Raw genomic sequence first — 20,024 nt, 5'->3', positions numbered from 1 at the left:
GCAACATTATATTGTTGCAATCCCAAAAGCGGAAATGGGCCGCCCGAGGGCGGCCCCGCCGGTCCTTCCGGCAAGAGGCATCCTGCCCCCTTGCCCTGGGGAAACCGCCCTCAGTGAGCCTGTTCCCAGTTCTTGCCCATGCCCACCTCGGCCACCAGCGGCACCCGCAAGGACGCCACGGTGCACATCAGGCGAGGCAACGCCTCTTTCACCAGTTCCAGCTCGGCGTCCGGCGCTTCCAGCACCAGTTCATCGTGCACCTGCATGATCATGCGCGTCTGCAGTTTTTCGGCTTCAAGCCAATCCTGCACCGCCACCATGGCCATCTTGATCAGGTCGGCCGCCGTGCCCTGCATGGGCGCGTTGATGGCCGCCCGTTCGGCGCCCTGCCGGCGTGGACCGGAGGCCCCGCGGATTTCCGGAAGCTGCAGCCGGCGCCCGAAGACGGTTTCCACGTAGCCTTGCTCGCGGGCCAGGCGGCGGGTGTTTTCCATATACATCGCCACGCCGGGATAGCGAGCGAAGTAGCGGTCGATGTACGCCTGCGCGGCGTCGCGCGTGATGCCCAGGTTGGACGCCAGGCCAAACACCCCCATGCCGTAGATCAGGCCAAAGTTGATGGCCTTGGCGGCCCGGCGCTGTTCCGTGGTGACGCCGTCCAGCGGCACGCCGAAGACCTCCGATGCGGTGGCGCGGTGGATGTCCTCGCCCGCGGCGAAGGCGCGCTGCAGGTTGGCGTCGTCGGACACGTGCGCCATGATGCGCAGCTCGATCTGCGAATAGTCCGCCGACAGCAGCAGGCCTTGCTCGGCGATGAACGCCTCGCGCACGCGCCGGCCGGCTTCGGTACGGACCGGAATGTTCTGCAGGTTGGGGTCGGACGAAGCCAGCCGGCCCGTGATCACCGCGGCCTGCGAATAATGCGTATGCACCCGCCCCGTGTCCGGATTGATCATGCGTGGCAGCTTGTCCGTGTAGGTGGACTTCAGCTTGGACAGCCCGCGGTATTCCAGCAGCACCTGCGGCAGCGGGTAGTCCAGCGCCAGCTTGCTCAGCACCTCTTCGTCCGTGGACGGCGCGCCGCCCGCGGTCTTGCGCACCACCGGCAACTGCATGCGCCCGAACAGGATCTCGCCCAACTGCTTGGGCGAATTCAGGTTGAACGGCTGCCCGGCCAATTCATAGGCCTTCTGCTCCAGCAGCAGCATTTCCTGGCCCAGCTTGTGGCTTTGCCGGCCCAGTTCCGCGGCGTCCACCTTCACGCCGTTGCGTTCGATGGTGGTCAGCACGGCCGACACCTGCATTTCCAGGCGGTAGATGCGCTCCAGCCCTTCGTCCGCCGACACCATCGGGCGAAGCACCTGATGGAGCTGCAAGGTGAAATCGGCGTCCTCGGCGGCGTAATGGCCAGCCTTGTCCACGGCGACTTCGTCGAAGCCGATCTGCTTGGCGCCCTTGCCGCAGAGGTCCTCGTAGGACACGCCGCTGCGGCCCAGGTAGCGCTGGGCCAGATCGTTCAGGCCCACGCCGCGATGGGATTCCAGCACATAGGCCTGCAGCATCGTGTCTTCGGTGACGCCCGCCAGCCTGATGCCTTCGTTGGCGAACACATGCGTGTCGTATTTGGCGTGATGCAGCAGCTTCGCGCGCGACGCATCCTCCAGCCACGGCTTCAGTCGCGCCAGCACCTCGGCCTTGGGCAGCTGGGTGGCGCCATCCGGCCCGCGGTGCGCGACCGGAATGTAGCAGGCAACGCCCGGCGCCACGGACAGCGATAGGCCCACCAGCCGGGCCTGCATTTCGTCCAGCGACGTGGTTTCGGTATCCAGCGCCACCAGGGACGCGCCCTGCACCATTTCCATCCAGGCATCGAATCCGGCCCAGTCGGAGATGATGCGGTAATCGAGCTCGGCGGGCGCGGCGGGCACTTCCGGGGCGATCCGGGCATCGCCGGAGGGCACGCGCTCGGTATCCCCGGTCACGTCGCGCAGCCAGGTGCGAAAGCCGTAGCGCTCATACAGTTCGGTCAGCGTCGCGTCGTCGCGCGGGCGCGGCGTCAGGTCGTCCACGCCGTCCACATGGCCGGTCAGGTCGCAATCGCACTTGACGGTCAGGAGCTGGCGGGTCAACGGAAAATTCGGAATGGCTTCGCGCAGGTTGCTGCCGGCCACGCCCTTGACCCCATCGGCCGCCTCGATCAGCTTGTCGACGGAGCCAAATTCCGTAATCCATTTGGCGGCCGTCTTGGGGCCCACCTTGGTCACGCCGGGCACGTTGTCCACGGTGTCGCCCACCAGCATCAGGTAATCCACGATGCGGTCGGGCGGCACCCCGAATTTGTTGACGACGCCGGGCTCGTCCAGCACCTCGCCGGTCATGGTGTTGACCAGGGTGACATGGCTGTTGACGAGCTGCGCCAGGTCCTTGTCGCCGGTGGAGACGATGGTGTGCACGTCGTGTTCGGCCGCGCGTTTGGCCAGCGTGCCGATCACGTCGTCGGCCTCGACCCCTTCGATCGCCAGCACCGGCCAGCCCAGCGCCCGCACCGCCCGGTGGATGGGTTCGATCTGCGCGGCCAGGTCCTCCGGCATGGGAGGACGGTGCGACTTGTATTCCGGATACAGGTCGTCCCGGAACGTCTTGCCGCGAGCATCGAAAATACATGCGGCATACTCTGCCTTATGGTCAGATACAAGCTTGCGCAGCATATTCACCACGCCGTAAAGCGCACCCGTGGGTTCGCCTTGCGCGTTGCGCAAATCAGGCATAGCGTGGAAAGCGCGGTACAAGTAACTTGAACCGTCGACCAGTAATAAGGTTTTTTTCATGGTTAAAAAGGCAGATATGGATACACCCGCCGGCAAACAAATTCCGCTGATTATGTCAGAGATACGGACGGCGGCAGACAAGCTCGCAAACATCGGGCCCGCGGTCAGCGTCTTCGGCAGCGCACGAGTCAGCCGCAATTCTCCCCACTATGAAACCACCATCGCCATTTCGGCCGCCTTGGCCGAGGCAGGTTTCGCCGTAATCGCAGGCGGCGGCCCCGGCATCATGGAGGCCGCCAACAAGGGCGCATTCGAAGCAGGAGGCACAAGCGTGGGCTTGAACATCACCCTGCCCCACGAAGCGCACAACAACGAATACCAAACCATCAGCTTGTCGTTCGAGTACTTCTTTCCTCGCAAGGCGGCGTTTTTCATGCACAGCTTCGCCTACGTGGCGATGCCGGGCGGGTTTGGCACCCTGGATGAACTCTTCGAAGCGCTGACGCTCATCCAGACGGGCAAGGTCCCGCCGGCGCCGATCGTGCTGGTGGGCAGTGAGTACTGGTCCGGCCTGGCCGAATGGCTGGGCGACCAGGTGCTCGGGAACGGCATGATCGCCGCGCACGACCTGGATCTTTTCATCATCGAGGACGATCCGGTCAAGGTGGTGCGCAAGGTCGTGGAATTCCACGAAAGCGTCAATTCGGGAGAGCAGTACGCGCCCTCCCTGCCGGCCTGAACGGCTTGTGACGCGGCAGGACGGGAGTCCCCCGTCCACCGCGCCTCGCGCAACGTCCGGGCAAGCTACGACATTGTCTTGACGATGGCCTCGCGTGCCAGCCCCACGAATTCACTTTCGCCGGGGCGGGCGGCGAGCAAACGAAACTCCACGGCGGGCAACGGTGGCAGGCCAGGCGCCTGCAGCCGCGCCATGCCGGCTCCCAATGCGGACTCGTTCAGGCAGGCCACGCCCAGCCCGGCCGCGACCGCCAGTTGCAGCCCGGCGACGCCCGATGCCACGTGTGCGACGGTGTAGGCCACGCCGCGGCGCGACAACAGCCGTTCCGCGAACTGGCGCAGGGCGCAGCTTTCGGGCAGCACCAGCAGTGGCAAGGCGCCCCCGGCAGGGGCCGGGGCGCCGTCCGCCGCCATCCACAACAGGGACTCGCGGCGCAGCAGAGCGCCCTGGGCGCGGCGGCGCGTGGCGCCCCGTTCCTGGATGACCATCGATATGCCTACATCGATTTCACCGCGCTCATAGGCGGCTTCGATGGCCCCGCTTTTCATGATGGTGACGTGCAGCCGCACTTGCGGGTACTGCTCGTTCAAGCGCCGCAGCATGCGCGCCACATCGCCGGGCCGGAAATAATCGGTGATGCACAGCCGCAGTTCGCCCTGCAGCGAAACCCCGCGCAGGTCGCGATACGCCTCGTCGCTAAGCGCCAGGATGGCGCGCGCATGCGCCAGCAGGCGTTCGCCCCCCGGCGTGGCGGCGACCCCCGATTTGCCGCGCAGCAGCAGCGGTTGGCCGGCCCGCTCCTCGAGCTTGCGCATCTGCTCGCTGACCGATGACTGCGACAGGAACACCCGCGGAGCCGCCGCGGTCAGGCTGCCCGCATCCAGCACGGCAACCAGGGTGCGAAGCTGATCGAGGTCAAATCCCGACATGGTTTATCCAACGGATTTATCGATAGATGAAATCGTAAATTCCCGCTTTTCCGATGTCAACACGATTCCTACACTGCGGATGTACGTTTACAAAAAGGAGTTCACCATGCCGCATATCGTCGTCCACCTTTCCGGTTCATCCGATGCCGCCATCAACCGCCGTGTCATCGATGCCGTGGCGGGGCTGACCCAATCGGTGCTGGGCAAGAAGCTGCCCGTCATCGCGATCACGCTGCAGCACATTCCGCACGACCTCTGGTTCATCGGCGGCCGCCCCTTGTCGGAACTGGGCAAGAATGCGTTCCACCTGGACATCAGCGTTACCGACGAAACCAACACCAAGGCCGAAAAGGCGCGCTTCATCAAGGACATCTTCGGGGCATTCCGGGACATCCTCGGCGAGCTCCACGAATGCTCATACGTGCATGTGATCGACGCCCGCGCGGCCGCCTACGGATACGGCGGGGAAACCCAGGAATACCGGCACCAGAAAAACGGCCTGTAGCCGGCGCGCAATGGAAAAAGCCGCGCACTTTCAGGGTGCGCGGCTTTTTTTCGCCGGGATGGGGAGGCATCGCCTCCGTATCAAGGCTTAAATGGCGGATTCGCGCGAGGCGCGCTTGCGCTCGTTTTCCAACAGGTGACGCTTGCGCAGACGGATCGACTTCGGGGTGATTTCCACCAGTTCGTCGTCGTCGATGAATTCCACGGCGTATTCCAGCGACATCTGGATCGGGGGAACCAGGCGCACGGCTTCGTCGGTGCCCGAAGCGCGCACGTTGGTCAGTTGCTTGCCCTTGATGGGGTTCACGACCAGGTCGTTGTCGCGGCTATGGATGCCGATGATCATGCCTTCATACAGCGCATCGCCCGGGCTCACGAACATGCGGCCGCGATCCTGCAGCTTCCACAGCGCGTAGGCCACGGCATCGCCCTGGTCCTGGCTGATCAGCACGCCGTTGCGGCGCTCGCCGATCGCACCTTCCTTGATCGGGGCGTATTCGTGGAAGATGTGGCTCACCAGGCCCGTGCCGCGCGTCAGCGTCAGGAACTCGTTCTGGAAACCGATCAGGCCACGGGCCGGGATCAGGTATTCCAGGCGGGTACGGCCACGGCCGTCCGGCTGCATGTCTTGCAGGTCGCCCTTGCGGCGGCCCAGCTCTTCCATGACGCCGCCCTGGTGGGCGTCTTCCACGTCGACGGTCAGGGATTCAAACGGCTCGCACTTCACGCCGTCGATGTCCTTGAACACCACGCGAGGACGCGACACGGCCAGCTCGTAGCCTTCGCGGCGCATCGTTTCCAGCAGAATGGTCAGGTGCAATTCGCCGCGGCCCGACACTTCAAACACCGTGTCGTCGCCGGTGTCGCGCACACGCAGCGCCACGTTGGACTTCAGCTCGCGGTCGAGGCGGTCGCGCACTTGGCGGCTGGTCACGAACTTGCCTTCGCGGCCGGCCAGGGGCGACGTGTTCACCATGAAGTTCATGGTCAGCGTCGGTTCGTCGATGCGCAGCATCGGCAGGGCTTCCTGCGTGATCGGATCGGTCACGGTGCAGCCGATGCCCAGCTCTTCAATGCCGTTGATCAGCACGATGTCGCCGGCTTCGGCTTCGTCCACCACCACGCGCTCCAGGCCATGGAACTTCTGCACCTGGTTGATGCGGCCGCGGCCGCCCTGGCCGTCGGGACCGAACTTGTAGGCCACTTCCATGCCGGGACGCATGCGGCCACGGTTGATGCGGCCCACGCCGATCTTGCCGACGTAGCTGTTGTAGTCCAGCGAGATGATCTGCATCTGCAGCGGACCGTTGGGGTCGTCTTCGCGTTGCGGCACGTGCTGGAGGATGGCTTCGAACAGCGGACGCATATCGCCTTCGCGCACGTCCGGGGTCAGGCCGGCATAGCCGGACAGGCCCGATGCGTACACCACCGGGAAGTCCAGCTGCTCGTCAGTCGCGCCCAGCTTGTCGAACAGGTCGAACGTGGCGTTGATGACGAAGTCGGTGCGGGCGCCGGGGCGGTCCACCTTGTTGACCACGACGATCGGCTTCAGGCCCAGGGCCAGCGCCTTGCGGGTCACGAAGATGGTCTGCGGCATGGGGCCTTCAACGGCGTCCACCAGCAGCAGCACGCCGTCGACCATGGACAGCACGCGTTCGACTTCACCGCCGAAGTCCGCGTGGCCCGGGGTGTCGACGATGTTGATGTGCGTGCCTTCGTATTCAACGGCACAGTTCTTGGCCAGAATGGTAATGCCGCGTTCTTTTTCCAGGTCGTTCGAGTCCATGACCCGTTCGGTCAGCGCCTGGTTTTCGCGGAAGGTGCCGGATTGGCGCAGCAGCTGGTCGACCAGGGTGGTTTTACCGTGGTCCACGTGGGCGATGATGGCGACGTTGCGCAAGGCGCGAGTCATAGCGAGTCCTTTAAGGTCAGGGTGGAGGGCAGCAAGCCCTCCGGCAATTCGTTCAGTGCAAGCAATGCCTGCTTCGGGTCTGGCATGGCCTGCAAGGCTTCCAGCTCAACGGCGCGTTCCAGAGAGAAAGGCCCGACGTGCGTGCGCCGCAGCGCCGTCAGGTGGGCGTAACAGCCCAGCACGCGCCCGATGTCCTGGGCCAGTGTTCGGATGTATGTGCCTTTACTGCAAGCCACATCGATCTCTGCCTGCGTCCCGTTCAGGGACAACAGCTCGATGCGGTGTATCGTGATCTGGCGCGGCTGGCGTTCAAGCTCGATGCCGGCGCGCGCATATTCATACAAGGGTTTGCCGTCGCGCTTGAGCGCGGAGTACATCGGCGGAATCTGCTCGATGGTGCCCGAAAAACGTGACAGCGCATCGCGCAATGCCTGTTCTTCAATGACAAAACCCGGCTCGGCGGTCGATACGACGTTGCCGGTGAGGTCGCCGGAATCGGTCTCCGAACCAAATTGCAGCGTAGCGCGATATGCCTTGTCGGCGTTAAGCATCGCGCCAGAAATTTTGGTGGCGCGTCCCATGCAGCACACGAGCAAGCCGGTGGCAAAGGGGTCCAGCGTGCCCGTGTGGCCGGCTTTCGCCGCATCCATGGCGCGTTTGGCGCGCTGCAAAGCATGATTACTCGACAAACCCACAGGTTTGTCGAGCAACAGCACACCGTCGAGCGTAAGCCCGCGTCGTTTAGCCATCGTCGAAATCCGGTTGTAAAGCAGTGACGACAGCCCAATCAGGACTGGTCTTCTGGCTCGTCGGGAACGCCCGAATGCGGGCCGGGCCGGTTTGCGCGGTCGATAAGGATCGACATTTCGATGCCACGGGCGATCTGCTCGTCGTGGAAGAAGCGCAAAGTGGGGACAGTGTGAATGTGCAACAGCTTGTAGAGCTGTGAGTGCAGCCAGCCGGCCTTTTCGTTCAGCAAGGTGGTCGCGGCTTCGGGCTCGGCGCCCAAAACCGTGAACCACACCTTGGCATGCGCGTAGTCGGTCGACAGTTCCACACCGGAGAGCGTGATCAGTCCCGCGCGGGTCGTGTCGATCTCGCGCTGGATGATCCCGGCCAGATCCTTCTGGATCTGGTCGGCCAGCCGCAGATTGCGACCGGGAATGGCTTTGGACTTGTGACGGCTCATTAGAAATAATGCCTCGCGGACGCTTTACAGCGTACGCGCGATTTCCTTGATTTCAAAGACTTCCAGCTGGTCGCCCACCTGGATGTCGTTGTTGCCGCGCAGCGTAAGACCGCAATCGAAGCCCGATTTGACTTCCTTGACGTCGTCCTTGAAGCGGCGCAGCGATTCGAGATAGCCCGACCAGTGAACCACGTTGTTGCGCAGCAGGCGAACCTGGGAATCGCGGCGCACGATGCCGTCAAGCACCATACAACCCGCGATGTTACCGAGGCGCGAAATGCTGTAGACCTCGCGGATCTCGACCAGGCCGATGATTTCTTCCTTCTTCTCGGGCGCCAGCATGCCCGACATGGCTGCCTTCACTTCATCCACGGCGTCGTAGATGATGTTGTAGTAGCGCACATCGATGCCGTTGTTCTCGGCCAGCTTCTTGGCGCTTGCTTCGGCACGCACGTTGAAGCCGATGACGACGGCGTTCGAGGCGATTGCCAGGTTGATGTCGGTTTCCGAGATACCGCCCACGGCCGCGTGCACCACTTGCACGCGGACTTCGTCGGTCGACAGCTTGACCAGCGACTGCACCAGCGCCTCCTGCGAACCCTGCACATCCGTCTTGACGATGAGCGTAAGCGTCTGCGTGCCTTCGCCCAGATTGTCGAACATCGATTCCAGCTTCGCGGCCTGTTGGCGCGCCAGCTTGACGTCGCGGAACTTGCCTTGGCGGAACAGCGCGATTTCACGCGCCTTGCGCTCATCGGACAAGGCCATCAGTTCGTCGCCGGCGGCCGGCACTTCGGTCAGACCCTGGATTTCCACCGGGATCGACGGACCGGCGGTCTGGATGGGCTTGCCGTTTTCGTCGAGCATGGCGCGCACGCGGCCGAAGCTTGCGCCGGCCAGCACCACGTCGCCGCGCTTGAGCGTGCCGCTCTGCACCAGGATCGTCGCAACCGGGCCGCGGCCCTTGTCGAGACGCGCTTCGATGACCAGGCCCTTGGCGGGCGCGTCTTCGGGAGCCTTCAATTCCAGCACTTCGGCTTGCAGCAGCACGTTTTCGAGCAGATCGTCGATGCCCTCGCCGGTCTTGGCGGACACGCCCACGAAAGGCACGTCGCCGCCGTATTCTTCCGGCACGACCTGTTCGGCCACCAATTCCTGCTTGACGCGCTCGGGGTTGGCCGACGGCTTGTCGATCTTGGTCACGGCCACGACCATGGGCACGCCCGCGGCCTTGGCATGGTGGATGGCTTCACGCGTCTGCGGCATCACGCCGTCGTCGGCGGCAACCACCAGAATCACGATGTCGGTCGCCTTGGCGCCGCGGGCACGCATGGCGGTGAACGCCTCGTGGCCCGGGGTGTCAAGGAAGGTCACCATGCCGCGCTCGGTCCGAACGTGGTAGGCGCCAATGTGCTGCGTAATGCCGCCGGCTTCGCCCGCGGCAACCTTGGCGCGGCGGATGTAGTCCAGCAGCGAGGTCTTGCCGTGGTCGACGTGGCCCATGACGGTCACGACCGGCGCACGCGGCAGGTGCTCGGCTTCGGAGACCGTGGCGGATTCGTCCAGGAAGGCTTCCGGGTCGTCCAGCTTGGCCGCAATTGCCACGTGGCCCAGTTCCTCGACCACGATCATGGCCGTTTCCTGGTCCAGCACCTGGTTGATGGTGACCATCTGGCCCAGCTTCATCAAATGCTTGATGACTTCGGCGGCCTTCACGGACATCTTGTGAGCCAGTTCGGCCACGCTGATGGTTTCCGGCACGTGAACTTCACGCGCGATGAATTCCTGCGGCGCCGGTTCGTTGCGGCGGTCGTTCTGCTGGTTGCGGCCGCCTCGGCCGCCACCCTTGCCACCACCCTTGCCGCCAGCGCGCCAGCCGTCACGGCTGGCCGGGGCGGCCGGCTTGTCGGCCGGCTTCTTGCGCGAAGCATCATCGGACCAGGTCGAGGCGACCTCGGCGGTCTTGATGGTCTTCTTCGCGCCAGGAGCTGCCGGCTTGGCATCCTTCTTGGCACCAGGCGTCGCGCCGGGCTTGCCGGCGGGCTTGTGCAGCGTGCCGGAAATCGGCGCGGCGGCCGCGGCGGGCGCCTCGGGCTCGGGAGCGCGCAGCACCTTGCGGGGGCGGTTCAGCATCTCGCGCAGCGCGGCGGCTTCGGCCTCGGCGGCACGGCGGGCCTCATCGCGGCCGGCCGACGTGGCGGAAGCGGCAAGAGGCGGGCCGGCGCGGCGGTTGTCGGCACGGTTACCCACCTTGGCGGCAGGCGCGGCCGGCGCGGGCGCGGCGGATTTGACGGATTCGGGCTTCGCAGCAGGCTGAGCCTGGGCGACAGGCGCAGCGGCCTGGGAGGAAGATGTTTCGGACTTATTGGCTAGCACAGCAGGTTCCGGCTCGGCTTGTTCAGCCTGGGGCTCGGTGGATTCAGTCTTGATTTCGGGCTTGGCCTCTTCGGCCACGGGCTCGGCAGGAGCAGGCGCCGGCGTCGGTTCGGGTTCAGGCTGGGCCTGGACTTCGACGGCTTGCGCCTCGACGGTGGCGGGCACTTCGGCCGCGACGGATTCAACAGGCGCGGGCGCTTCTACCGGCGCGGGCGCTTCTACAGCAACAGGTTCCTGCGCTTCGGCGGGGGCCGGAGCCTCTGCCTGCACAGGAGCGGCTTCGCGAGGCTCGACCGCGGCAGGAGCCTCGGGTGCAGCCGGTGCGGAGACCTGCTGCGCCTCTTCGACGGAAGCTTCCTCTTCCGCACGTGCGGAAGCGGCATGCTCCAGGGCGATTTCGGAGGGATCACGCTTGACGAACACGCGCTTCTTGCGAACTTCGACCTGGATCGTGCGCGAGCGGCCGGTGGCGTCAGCCTGCCGGATCTCGGACGTCTGGCGGCGCGTCAGGGTGATCTTCTTGCCTTCGGTCGCGCCATGGGCGCGACGCAGCGATTCGAGCAACTTCGCCTTGTCGCTGTCGGTGACGGAATCGTCAACCGATTTGAGGTCAACGCCAGCCGAGCGCAGCTGATCCAGCAGCACATTGGCAGGCATTTTCAGCTCGGTAGCGAACTGGGCGACGGTATTACTCGACATTAGGCTCTCTCTTCCCTATAGGCAGCTATTACAAACAACGTGAACTTGCGGTGGAAGAAGCGATACTCCGGCCACCGCAGACCCGTGTCCTTTTGGTTATTCTTCGTCGAACCAATGGGCGCGGGCACGCATGATGAGGTCGCTGGCTTCCTGCTCGTTCAGGCCGGCGATTTCCGCCAGCTCGTCCGTTGCCAATTCGGCCAGATCATCACGCGTATGCACTTGGCGCTCGGCCAGCTTGGCAGCCAGCTCTTGCGTCATGCCTTCGAGTTCAAGCAAATCCTGTGCGGTCTCAAGGCGCTCTTCCTGGGCAATTGCCTCGGTCAACAGCGCATTGCGGGCACGGGCGCGCAATTCATTGATGGTGTCTTCGTCGAACGCCTCGATTTCCAGCAGTTCCTGCATGGGAACGTAGGCGATTTCCTCGATACCGGTAAATCCTTCGTCGATCAGGATGTCAGCGACTTCCTCGTCGACGTCCAGCTTGCTCATGAACGTGGCACGCAGGCCCGAACGCTCGACTTCCTGGCGGTTCAGGCTTTCTTCCGGCGTCATGATGTTGATCTGCCAGCCGGTCAGCTCGGAAGCCAGGCGCACGTTCTGGCCCTTGGCGCCAATGGCCTTGGGCAGATTTTCCTCGTCGACGACGACATCCATCGCATGCTTGTCTTCATCGACGACGATGGATTCGACGTTGGCCGGCGCCAGGGCGCCAATGACAAACTGCGCGGGGTCTTCCGACCACAAGACGATATCGACCTGCTCACCGCCGAGTTCGTTGCGCACGGCGGTCACGCGCGAACCGCGCATGCCCACGCACGTTCCGATCGGATCGATACGCTTATCGTATGCCACCACGGCGATCTTGGCACGCACGCCGGCGTCGCGGGCAGCAGCCTTGATCTCGAGCAGACCCTGCTCGATCTCGGGAACTTCATTCTCGAAAAGCTGGCGAATGAACTCGGGCGACGTGCGCGACAGAATGACCTGCTGGCCGCGCGCGGCGTGGTCAACGCGCAACACAAAGGCGCGCACGCGGTCAGCCACCCGGAGGTTTTCCTTCGGGATCATTTCGGAGCGCGGCAGGCGCGCTTCGATCTTGCCGGTTTCGACAATGGCATCGCCCTTGTCCATGCGCTTGATCGTGCCGGACACAATGGTCTCACCACGGTCCAGGAAATCGTTCAGCACCTGTTCGCGTTCGGCGTCGCGGATCTTTTGCAGGATGGCCTGCTTGGCGGCCTGCGCGCCGATACGGCCGAACTCGATGGGTTCGAGCGGCTCTTCGATGTATTCGCCTTCCTGGATACCGGGGACGATCTCCTCGGCGTCCGACAGCATTTCCTGCTTGTCGGGCTCTTGCAGGCCGGCCTCGTCGGGCACGACCAGCCAACGGCGGAAACCTTCGTGGTCGCCCGTTTCCCTATCGATGGAAACACGAATGTCCGCATCATCCTTGAAGCGCTTTTTCATGGCCGAGGCCAGCGCACTTTCGAGTGCGCCGAACACGACGTCACGCGTGACGTTCTTTTCACGCGCCAAGGCATCGACCAACAGAAGAATTTCGCGACTCATCGCTTTTTGCCCTTGAAATCCAGAACGGGATCCAGTTTTGCACGTTCGATGTCTTCGACCGTGAAATTCAATACCTGGACTTCGTTCTTTTTTGCCTCAAATTCGAGACCGAACACGGTCTTGTGCGTTCCAGCAGCGGCGTCAGAGGCTGCGGCGTCGTCTTCCGGCACGGTCAGCGTGCCCGAGAAAACCTTACGTCCGTCCAATGCCTCGCGCAGCTTGATTTCGATGCGCTCGCCTGCAAAGCGTCGGAATTCGGTCTCGTTGCGCAACGGGCGGTCAATGCCCGGCGAACCGACTTCCAGCCGCTTGTAGTCGATGTTCTCGACTTCAAACACCCGCGACAACTGGCGGGACACCTGCTCGCAGTCTTCGATGCGCACACCGCCGACCCGATCGATCGTGACGCGCAAAAGGCCCAGGGCGGCACGCTCGACGTCCACGAGTTCGACGTCCATGCCGGCCAGAGCCTCTTCGGTCAATGCGAATAAATCAGCCATATACTCAAAAAAAATGGGCTGTACGCCCAGCCCACCGATATTGCGCAGAGCCCAGCCGCTTCCCTACTGCACGTAAGGAGCAATGCTGGGCAGCGCCCTATATTGCGACCTAAATTTTGGCTTGCGCCGCCCTGTCCGCCCCACCTGTTCAATTCAGGTAAGGCGGGCCTGCGCGCCTTCCGCTGCCAGCCCTGCCCGGCAAAGACCAGACATTGCTGCCTTCGTCCACTGCCATTCCGCAATACCGACCCGCGACCCGCTATTCTCTTGCTGCTTCTTGCACAAGTTCTGCCAGAAACTGGCACGAGCGCGGCTGAGTTTTCCTCTGCCTTGGCCCCGGGGTTACTGCGGGATTACTGCGGGGTTACTGCGGCCTTATTACGGGGTTATTGCTGTCCCGTTGCTTTCCCGCCGCCCTCGCGCTGCTTCCCTGCTCTTCACTTGAGGAACTGGAAAGCGCACCTAATAAAGGACCGCCTTCGGCAAAAAGCAAAGACGCGAAGCCATGAAAACCATTGATTTTAGCAGATAAACTAAAAAAACGCCTGATTCGTCACGGGCTTACGCTTATATGGGACGTATCGCCCGGACGGCGCGGGTGCGCGCCGCCTCAAGACGATCAACGGCCTTGACGGCCTCGTCCGCCGCCCACGACGCCCAGACGGGATTCATGCGCCGACGCGCCGCGCGGCTGCCAATCATCGCCGCGAGGCGAGGCATCGTTACGGGACGCGCCACTGCGGGGCGTGCGCGGCTTTCCGCCCGCGCCCGGACCCTTATTGCCGCCAGCGCGCGGCCCCTCGGCCTTGTTGCCGCCACGGCCGCCGGCCGCCGGCTTGCCACTGCGATTGGCGTTTCCGCCGCGCCCGCCCGCGGGCTTGTTGCCCGCCGGCTTGCCGCCAGCAGACTTGCCGCCAGCCGGCCGACGGCCGGCGCCCGCAGGCGCATCCGCCACATTGCCGACCGCGACATTGCCCGAGGCCACGTTTCCGGCCGGACCATTCGCCGCCGCTGCGCGCGGGCCGCGCGGCTTGCCGCCCGGTTTGCCACCAGGCTTGCCGCCCATCTTGCCGCCCGGCTTGCCAGCGCCCGAAGGTCTGGCGCCCGCGGGCTTGCCGCCCTTGCGGTTACCCAAGGAGCCTTCGGCAGCCAAGGGGTGCCCATTGGCGTAGCCGCCGGCGATCATCAGGCCGGTGCCGAAAGGATCGGACGGACAAGCGGCCGCCTGACCCGCGCTGCCCACACCGCCGCCCTGCAACTTTCCGCGGCGGCCGATGCGGGCGCCGTTCGTGCCGTTACGGTCCAGCGTCCCGAATCCGGGAGGCAATGCGCTGTCGTGCGATTGCGGCTGCTTGGAGCGGCGGCGGTTGCCGGAAGAATCGTCGTCTTCGCGCAACAGTCCCAACTGCACCATCAATGCGGTGACCAGCGAGCCATCCAGCTCTTCCCAGCGGCCGCGGCGCAGCGTGCGCGGCAGCACCACGTCACCAAAACGGGTGCGGATCAATCGGCTGACGGTGACGCCCACGGCCTCGAACATGCGCCGGACCTCGCGATTGCGGCCTTCCTGCAGCGTGACGCGATACCAGCGGTTGCTGCCGTCGCCGCCCAGGTAGTCCAGCGCGCCAAACGCGGCCAAGCCATCTTCGAGTTCGATGCCGTCGACGAGCGACTGGCGCTGGGCCTCGTCCATCTCGCCCAGCACGCGGACCGCGTACTCGCGTTCAGTGCCGTACCGCGGATGCATGATGCGGTTGGCCATGTCGCCGGACGTCGTGAAAATCAGCAGGCCTTCGGTGTTCAGGTCCAGACGGCCAACGGACAGCCACTTGCCGGTGCGCAGCTTGGGCAGGCGCGCGAAGACGCTGGCGCGACCACCCGGGTCGTCATGGCTGACGATTTCGCCGGCGGGCTTGTGATACAGGATCACGCGCGGCGGCTTCTTGGTATTCACCCGCATGATGGGCTTGCCATTGACGCGAACCTGGTCATTGGGCCCCACGCGCTGGCCGATATGAGCCGGCTCGCCGTTGACGGACACACGGCCCGCAACGATCAGTTCTTCCATTTCGCGGCGCGACCCGATGCCGGCGTCCGCCAGCACCTTGTGCAGCTTGGGCATGACAGCTTCGCTGTTCAGGTATTTGCCCAGGCGCTGCTCCATGCGGTCCGTCGTATCCAGGTATGCCAAGGCCTGCTCGGCTTCCTGCTCGCCGCCCCGGGAATCCGCGGACTCGACCGGCGCCGCGGCGGCCGATGCAGGCTGCCCCTCGGCCGCCGGCGCCTGCTCGGCCGCGGCATCGCCACGGCGGCGGCGGAACGGCGTCCTCAGCTTGCGGCCACGCCCACGCGCGCCAGCCTCGCCTTCGGCAGCCGGCTCACGCGCGGCGGAGGATTCCGGCTGGCCGCTGGAAGCGGTGTCGTCCGAACGGGGATTGTCGTCCTGCATTGCTGTATTCGTTGTCACTGGGACAGCTCCGAATTTCAAACTTGGGTAGGCCTGCCAGGAGCAGGCGCGTCATCATCTGGGGACGCCGAATCCCGTCCGGACTCGGGCCGCTCAGTGCCGGCCTCTTGCGATTCCGCGAGAGCGGCATCGGGGTCGGGTTGAACGGCCGCGCCAAGGCCGATGGCGGGCTCATGCCCGGCAGCGCCAGGCGCCACGGTATCGGTCTTGTCAATCGGGTCGGTCGGTTCCGCGTGTTTTGCGTTCTCGACACTTTCCTTTGCAGCACCGGCCTCTGGGGCATCGGCGGCCATATCGGAAATGTCGTTGCTGGCCATGTCGTCGGGAAAACCGGACACGGACAGGGTATCGGACAAGCCTTCGGCTTGCTCCCGGACGGTGGATTCGCCTGCGGGATCCGCGCCTTCTTCTGCGCGCGAAAGTGGGGATTCTACGCTATCGACCGGGGCTATGGGAGCATCGTGTTCCGAAACAGACAATTCCGCAACCGGGAAAGTATCAATACGCTCGCTGCCGGCATCCTCCTGCGACGCGTTTTCAGCCTCGGAAACGGCCTGCGGGTCCGGGGCAATTCCGCCCGGTGCGCCATTTTCGGTTTCGGGGGAGTCTTCTTCGGCCGGTGCCGATCCTTCCACCGGCTCTCCTTCCACCGGTTCTCCTTCCACCGGTTCGCCTGCCGCGGGGTCGCCCTCCACCGGCTCACCCTCCACCGGCTCACCCTCCACCGGTGCGCCTTCCGCCGGATCGCCTTCCGCGGGCGCAACGCCCTCGCCCAATACCTGCTGCACCTCGCCGAGATCCAGTCCCGCCAGTGCGGCAGCCGCGTGCGCGGACTCCAGCGGCGGCAGCTCATCCAAGGCGCGCAAGCCCAGGTCATCAAGGAATTGCCGCGTCGTGCCAAACAGCGCGGGACGTCCCGGGGCATCGCGATGGCCAATGACCTCGATCCACCCACGGTCCTCGAGCGCCTTGACGATCTGCGACGACACGGTCACCCCGCGGATGTCTTCGATGTCGCCCCGCGTCACGGGCTGGCGCCACGCCACGATGGCGAGCGTTTCCATCACGGCGCGCGAGTATTTGGGCGGTTTTTCGGGACTCAGACGCTCAAGGTAGCGCTGCATGCGCGGGCGGCTTTGAAAACGCCAACCCGACGCCAGCTGCACCAGCTCCAGGCCGCCGTCGGCCCAGTTGCTCTGTAGCGTCTCAAGCAACGTCCTGATGGCGCTGCTATCGAACTGTTCGTCATCTCCGAACAGCTTGCGCATATCGGAAAGTTGCATCGGCTGCACCGCACAGAGAAGCGCGGTTTCCAGCACGAGTATTGCCTCGCTATCGTTCATTGACATTCAAATTCAAAAAGGGGCTGGCTTGCGCTAGGTTGAAAATAAGGTTAAGATTCTTTTCTCAGACGCGGGGTGGAGCAGTCTGGCAGCTCGTCGGGCTCATAACCCGAAGGTCGTAGGTTCAAATCCTGCCCCCGCAACCAAATTGACGAAGGCCTGGCGAATGCGCCGGGCCTTTTTCATTTGTGCTTGCGATTCGTGCTTGCGATTCGTGCTTGCGATTCGCAAGGACCCCAACCGCGAGGACGGACAAAAAACCGCGCGCGCATCCGCAGTTGCCCGGGCCGCTACATAGGCGGACCCGCGACAGACGAGGTTGGCTTGCGTTGTTATCACTGGTTTCCTGTTATACCGCCGCGCTTGCCGCCACCTGCCACGATCAAGTACCGAATCAAGTACTGAAGCGGCCTATCCCACGCATATGGGGCGGATTGCCTGCCGCGACACCCGTCGCGGCAAACGCCTTGAGCAAATTCTGGAAAAGCTGGCGCCAATCGTGCTGGCGCCAATCGCCAATATGACTGCGGAGCACGCCGGCATTTCCGGCGCGATCTTCCCGCGGCAATTGATAGCAAAGATCAGGATCATCAGGCATCGGCCAGTGCAGCACGGCGAACAAGCGCCATGACTCCAGACCAATGCGTTTCCCCTTGCGCATACGAAGACCGGCTTCGCGATGCGTCGGCCTGTCGCCAGGCCGGACTTACCTTTGTTAGGTGTTTTCTAAGGTCACATGCTAGCGGACATCGGCTTGCCGCAAAAAGCCTTCCCGGACGAATCCAAGGCAAGCCGTACCAAACACGCTGAAACAGGCCCAGATTATACCGTCATATACCCTGCCCTCAAGCCCGGAAATCAACCAGACGCTCGGCGCCGGCTAGTCCGCGGACTTGTCCCAGGGCGCCGAACCCAGCCGCTCCACCAGAAAATCGAGCATGGAGCGCAAGATCAGCGGCATCTGGCGGCGCGAAGCGTAAACCCCGTAGATACCCAGTTCCTGCGGCTTGTACTGCGGCAGGATCGCCCGCAGGCGGCCCGATGCAATGTATTCGGCCGCGTAATAGGTGGGCAGCATTGCGATGCCCGCGCCCTCGACCGCCGCGCTCGACAATACCGACACCTCGTTCGCACTGATATTTCCGCTAACGGGCACATCGACGGGCTCCCCATCGCGCTCGAAACGCCATAGGCTCTTGCCAAAATACGAGTGAGTCAGGCAATTGCGCAGGGACAGATCCTCGATGCGAGCCGGCGAGCCTTCGCGCGCCAGATAATCCGGCGACGCGCAGACCACCGAGCGGCAAACGGCCAGCTTGCGCGCGATCAGATTGGGATCCAGGTCATTCGTGATCCGTACCGCCAGATCAACCCGCTCTTCCACCAGGTTGACGGCGCGCTCGACCAGCATCAAATCGACGGACGTACCCGGATGTTGCTTGACGTAGTCCGTGACGGCGCCGGCCAGGTGCCTTGCGCCAAACGACATGCTCGTCGTGATGCGCAACAAACCGCGCGGCGTGTCCTCGGGCGTGGAGACGGCACTGTGCAGGTCGCCCACCATATCCAGCATCTGCCGGCACCGAGGCAGGGTTTCAGCGCCCGCGGGGGTCAGGCTGAGCCGCCGCGTGGTGCGGTGCAACAGGCGCACTCCGACCCATTGCTCCATTTCCGCCAGGTAGCGCGACACCATCGCGCGCGACATATCCAGATGAATCGCCGCCGCCGACAGGCTTCCCCGATCGGCGACCTCCACGAACACCTGCATGGCTTTCAGACGATCCATGATTGTCTCGATTTTTGCATCAGACCGTACCGGTTATACCGTATTTCCGTGCAACATCAGCAACGGAATATCGGCCAATGAAACGGGGTCCTTCCGCAATGCGCGCTCAGCCGGGCGGCTGTTCCAGCGCTTCGAGAACCGCGCCGCGCACTAACTCCACATCCAGTCCGCGCAGGATATAGACGAGCCGCGATTCGCGATCGCCGTCCGGCCACCGCGCCAGGGGCCGGATCGGATAAAGCTCGCCATGCACGGCATGCACTTCGCATGGCAAGGCATCGCCATCAAAGCAGATCAGCCCCTTCATCCGCAGCACACCACGCCCGAAGCGCTCGTGGATGCGCGACACACCTGCCAGGAAGGCTGCCCGCCCAGGGGGCAGCGATAAGGCCAACGAAAAGCTGGACACCTGTGCATGCCGGCCCGCGGCCGGACTAGAAAACGCTTGCAGCCAGTTCGCCACGGCCACCCCGTCGCGCCGCGCAAGCATGTCCGGCCCCTTCCGCAAGAGACCTTCAAGCGGCGCATCGGGCCGTTGCACGCAGCGCAGCGCACCGGGATTGATGGCGGCGACGGCCTCCTCGACCTGCGCCAGCCGCGCCGGGTCCGCCAGATCCGACTTGCTGAAAACCACGGTATCTGCAAGCGCCAATTGCCGCGCGGCTTCGGGTTGCGACGCCAATTGCTCCACACCGTGGTTGGCGGCCACCACCACGATCGCCCCAAGATAGGCGTATCGCTCCGCAAGAAATCGGTCGTGCTTCAGCGTAAACAGGATAGGCGCGGGGTCCGCCAGCCCGCTGGTCTCGATCAGCACACGCCGGAAGGGCTTGATCCTGCGGCTGACGGCAAGCATGAACAGCTCGCGCAGGGCGTCGACGACCGCGCCGCTGACCACGCAGCACAAGCAGCCTCCCTCGACCAGCACGACGTTGTCCCGCGCCAGCTTCACCATGTGATGATCGACGCCGATATCGCCATATTCATTGACGATCACCACCGCGTCGGCATAGGCGGGATCATGCAGCAGACGGTTGAGCAGCGAGGTTTTTCCGCTACCCAGAAAACCGGAAATCACCGTTACGCCGATGCGCTTGTCATCTTCCATGTCGATCCATCCGAGGCGGGAGCCGAAAGGGGTGTAAGCCCAAAGCGCTGTGTAGCACCAAAGCCGAAATCACCAAAGCCAAAACCACCAAAGCCAAAACCACCAAAGCCAAAAGGGCCACTCACTTTC

General features: G+C 64.0%; 15 protein-coding genes and 1 tRNA gene. 3 read left to right on the top strand and 13 right to left on the bottom strand.

Annotation, left to right across the window (positions count from 1 at the left end; all coding sequences use genetic code 11):
• Positions 1–110: 110 nt before the first annotated feature.
• Complete coding sequence (polA, locus tag ASE30_RS14530) at positions 111–2,828, bottom strand: DNA polymerase I (protein WP_057284995.1); 2,718 nt, start codon at positions 2,826–2,828, stop codon at positions 111–113.
• 52 nt (positions 2,829–2,880) lie between these two features.
• On the opposite strand from polA, the gene ASE30_RS14525 reads away from it, so the two are divergent.
• On the top strand, positions 2,881–3,507 hold the full coding sequence (locus tag ASE30_RS14525) for a TIGR00730 family Rossman fold protein (RefSeq protein WP_057284994.1): 627 nt from the start codon (positions 2,881–2,883) through the stop codon (positions 3,505–3,507).
• 65 nt (positions 3,508–3,572) lie between these two features.
• Here ASE30_RS14525 and ASE30_RS14520 read toward each other — a convergent pair whose 3' ends face one another.
• On the bottom strand, positions 3,573–4,436 hold the full coding sequence (locus ASE30_RS14520; protein WP_057284993.1) for a LysR family transcriptional regulator: 864 nt from the start codon (positions 4,434–4,436) through the stop codon (positions 3,573–3,575).
• Between the two features lie 106 nt (positions 4,437–4,542).
• Between ASE30_RS14520 and ASE30_RS14515 the strand changes: the two genes are divergently transcribed.
• Positions 4,543–4,941 carry a hypothetical protein gene (locus ASE30_RS14515; protein ID WP_057285203.1) on the top strand — a complete coding sequence of 133 codons (399 nt, stop codon included), beginning with the start codon at positions 4,543–4,545 and terminating at the stop codon, positions 4,939–4,941.
• 87 nt (positions 4,942–5,028) lie between these two features.
• On the opposite strand, the gene typA is transcribed toward ASE30_RS14515, so the two are convergent.
• From typA to scpB, 8 genes are all read right to left on the bottom strand, one after another.
• Complete coding sequence (gene typA / locus ASE30_RS14510; RefSeq protein ID WP_057284992.1) at positions 5,029–6,852, bottom strand: translational GTPase TypA; 1,824 nt, start codon at positions 6,850–6,852, stop codon at positions 5,029–5,031.
• The gene (truB, locus tag ASE30_RS14505) at positions 6,849–7,601 is read right to left on the bottom strand and encodes a tRNA pseudouridine(55) synthase TruB (protein ID WP_057284991.1); all 753 of its coding nucleotides are present in this window, start codon (positions 7,599–7,601) and stop codon (positions 6,849–6,851) included. Before truB ends, typA begins: the two co-directional genes overlap by 4 nt.
• A 38-nt stretch (positions 7,602–7,639) precedes the next feature.
• Positions 7,640–8,041, bottom strand: coding sequence for a 30S ribosome-binding factor RbfA (gene rbfA, locus ASE30_RS14500; protein WP_057284990.1), 402 nt, complete (start codon positions 8,039–8,041; stop codon positions 7,640–7,642).
• 24 nt (positions 8,042–8,065) lie between these two features.
• Positions 8,066–11,116 carry a translation initiation factor IF-2 gene (gene infB, locus ASE30_RS14495; RefSeq protein ID WP_057284989.1) on the bottom strand — a complete coding sequence of 1,017 codons (3,051 nt, stop codon included), beginning with the start codon at positions 11,114–11,116 and terminating at the stop codon, positions 8,066–8,068.
• A gap of 96 nt (positions 11,117–11,212) precedes the next feature.
• The gene (nusA, locus tag ASE30_RS14490) at positions 11,213–12,691 is read right to left on the bottom strand and encodes a transcription termination factor NusA (RefSeq protein ID WP_057284988.1); all 1,479 of its coding nucleotides are present in this window, start codon (positions 12,689–12,691) and stop codon (positions 11,213–11,215) included.
• On the bottom strand, positions 12,688–13,191 hold the full coding sequence (gene rimP, locus ASE30_RS14485) for a ribosome maturation factor RimP (protein WP_057284987.1): 504 nt from the start codon (positions 13,189–13,191) through the stop codon (positions 12,688–12,690). Before rimP ends, nusA begins: the two co-directional genes overlap by 4 nt.
• Before the next feature lie 619 nt (positions 13,192–13,810).
• A complete protein-coding gene (locus ASE30_RS14480; RefSeq protein WP_057284986.1) occupies positions 13,811–15,640 on the bottom strand; it encodes a pseudouridine synthase in 1,830 nt (609 codons plus the stop codon).
• A 35-nt stretch (positions 15,641–15,675) separates the two neighbouring features.
• Positions 15,676–17,007 (bottom strand): SMC-Scp complex subunit ScpB, encoded by a 1,332-nt coding sequence (gene scpB / locus ASE30_RS14475; RefSeq protein WP_057284985.1) that lies wholly within the window; start codon positions 17,005–17,007, stop codon positions 15,676–15,678.
• Positions 17,008–17,070: 63 nt separating this feature from the next.
• Here scpB and ASE30_RS14470 point away from each other — a divergent pair.
• A tRNA-Met gene (locus tag ASE30_RS14470) sits at positions 17,071–17,147 on the top strand.
• Between the two features lie 248 nt (positions 17,148–17,395).
• Here ASE30_RS14470 and ASE30_RS28990 read toward each other — a convergent pair.
• The 3 genes from ASE30_RS28990 to ASE30_RS14455 form a co-directional block, all read right to left on the bottom strand.
• Complete coding sequence (locus ASE30_RS28990; protein WP_156407648.1) at positions 17,396–17,623, bottom strand: hypothetical protein; 228 nt, start codon at positions 17,621–17,623, stop codon at positions 17,396–17,398.
• Positions 17,624–17,881: 258 nt separating this feature from the next.
• The gene (locus ASE30_RS14460; protein ID WP_156407647.1) at positions 17,882–18,787 is read right to left on the bottom strand and encodes a LysR family transcriptional regulator; all 906 of its coding nucleotides are present in this window, start codon (positions 18,785–18,787) and stop codon (positions 17,882–17,884) included.
• Positions 18,788–18,893: 106 nt separating this feature from the next.
• Complete coding sequence (locus tag ASE30_RS14455) at positions 18,894–19,895, bottom strand: GTP-binding protein (RefSeq protein ID WP_082601582.1); 1,002 nt, start codon at positions 19,893–19,895, stop codon at positions 18,894–18,896.
• Between the last annotated feature and the right edge of the window lie 129 nt (positions 19,896–20,024).

Origin of the sequence: Achromobacter sp. Root83 (assembly GCF_001428845.1) — a bacterium.
Taxonomy (GTDB): domain Bacteria; phylum Pseudomonadota; class Gammaproteobacteria; order Burkholderiales; family Burkholderiaceae_B; genus Achromobacter.
Note: the sequence above shows the minus strand (reverse complement) of the source record. Positions and strands in the feature narration are given on the sequence as shown.

Bases quoted from the DNA above. Each gene is read 5' to 3' on its own strand.
- ASE30_RS14520 (WP_057284993.1), bottom strand. From the start codon at position 4,436: ATGTCGGGATTTGACCTCGATCAGCTTCGCACCCTGGTTGCCGTGCTG.
- polA (WP_057284995.1), bottom strand. From the start codon at position 2,828: ATGAAAAAAACCTTATTACTGGTCGACGGTTCAAGTTACTTGTACCGC.
- ASE30_RS14480 (WP_057284986.1), bottom strand. From the start codon at position 15,640: ATGCAGGACGACAATCCCCGTTCGGACGACACCGCTTCCAGCGGCCAG.
- ASE30_RS14455 (WP_082601582.1), bottom strand. From the start codon at position 19,895: ATGGAAGATGACAAGCGCATCGGCGTAACGGTGATTTCCGGTTTTCTG.
- scpB (WP_057284985.1), bottom strand. From the start codon at position 17,007: ATGTCAATGAACGATAGCGAGGCAATACTCGTGCTGGAAACCGCGCTT.
- ASE30_RS14460 (WP_156407647.1), bottom strand. From the start codon at position 18,787: ATGGATCGTCTGAAAGCCATGCAGGTGTTCGTGGAGGTCGCCGATCGG.
- rbfA (WP_057284990.1), bottom strand. From the start codon at position 8,041: ATGAGCCGTCACAAGTCCAAAGCCATTCCCGGTCGCAATCTGCGGCTG.
- infB (WP_057284989.1), bottom strand. From the start codon at position 11,116: ATGTCGAGTAATACCGTCGCCCAGTTCGCTACCGAGCTGAAAATGCCT.
- rimP (WP_057284987.1), bottom strand. From the start codon at position 13,191: ATGGCTGATTTATTCGCATTGACCGAAGAGGCTCTGGCCGGCATGGAC.
- nusA (WP_057284988.1), bottom strand. From the start codon at position 12,691: ATGAGTCGCGAAATTCTTCTGTTGGTCGATGCCTTGGCGCGTGAAAAG.
- truB (WP_057284991.1), bottom strand. From the start codon at position 7,601: ATGGCTAAACGACGCGGGCTTACGCTCGACGGTGTGCTGTTGCTCGAC.
- typA (WP_057284992.1), bottom strand. From the start codon at position 6,852: ATGACTCGCGCCTTGCGCAACGTCGCCATCATCGCCCACGTGGACCAC.
- ASE30_RS14515 (WP_057285203.1), top strand. From the start codon at position 4,543: ATGCCGCATATCGTCGTCCACCTTTCCGGTTCATCCGATGCCGCCATC.
- ASE30_RS14525 (WP_057284994.1), top strand. From the start codon at position 2,881: ATGTCAGAGATACGGACGGCGGCAGACAAGCTCGCAAACATCGGGCCC.